This window comes from Halobacillus sp. BBL2006 (assembly GCF_000786645.1).
Classification (GTDB): Bacteria; Bacillota; Bacilli; order Bacillales; family Halobacillaceae; genus Halobacillus.
In genome coordinates this window covers 1-880 of sequence record NZ_JRNX01000474.1, presented here as the reverse complement: position 1 = coordinate 880, position 880 = coordinate 1, and the positions used below count along the sequence as shown (strand labels likewise).

Below are 880 nucleotides of genomic sequence, written 5' to 3'. Positions count from 1 at the left end.
CCCATTTTATTGGATGTTTGTGATGGCGACTCGACCGAGTGCTGCTTATAATTCCATTCCTCCTACGATTCTACCTGGTGGAATGCTCGTCGAGAATTTCCAAAAAGTATTGGATACTATCCCATTTTTCCAAGCGATGTGGAACACCATTCTATTGTGTACAACCGTGACATTGGCTGTATTAATTATCAGCTCACTAGCGGGCTATGCATTTGCGAAATTTGAGTTTCCAGGAAAGAACTTCTTGTTCATTTGTATTTTGCTGACGATGGTCATTCCTCCCCAATTGGGATTGATTCCTCAATATTATTTGATTTCCCAATTAGGATGGCTGGACACGCTGCTTGGAGCTGGTGTACTGTTCTTGCTGAATCCGCTGGGGATCTTCCTGATGCGTCAATATATCAGCCAATCGGTACCTGATGAATTAATGGAAGCGGCGAAGCTGGATGGGTGCTCAAATTTCAGGATTTATTGGAGTATCGTGCTGCCGATTATCAAACCGGCATTTGCTACGCTTGGAATCATTGTTTTCACGCTCGTGTGGGGCGAATTCTTATGGCAATTCACCGTACTTCGTGACCCATCGTCCTATACCTTGCAAGTCGCACTCGCTTCCTTGAACAATGCGTTCCGAGTGGACTTCGGAATGTTGCTTTCTGGAGTATTCTGGGCAACTGTCCCATTGATCGTTATCTTCCTTATTTTCAATAAATGGTTTATTTCCAGTATTACAGAAGGTTCGATCAAGTAAACGATGCCACTCCTTCTATTTGTTGATACAATGGAGAAATAAGATAGCGGATCATGCGTAAGGAGCTGTAAAAAAGATGGACTTGACAATCAAAGATATCGCTAAAATGGCGGGTGTATCGCCAGC

1 protein-coding gene is annotated in these 880 nt (G+C 43.4%); it reads left to right on the top strand.

What is annotated here, in order from left to right:
* The coding region (locus LD39_RS14050) for a carbohydrate ABC transporter permease (protein WP_035548248.1) at positions 1 to 754 on the top strand (754 nt) is incomplete at its 5' end.
* Positions 755 to 880 lie beyond the last annotated feature (126 nt).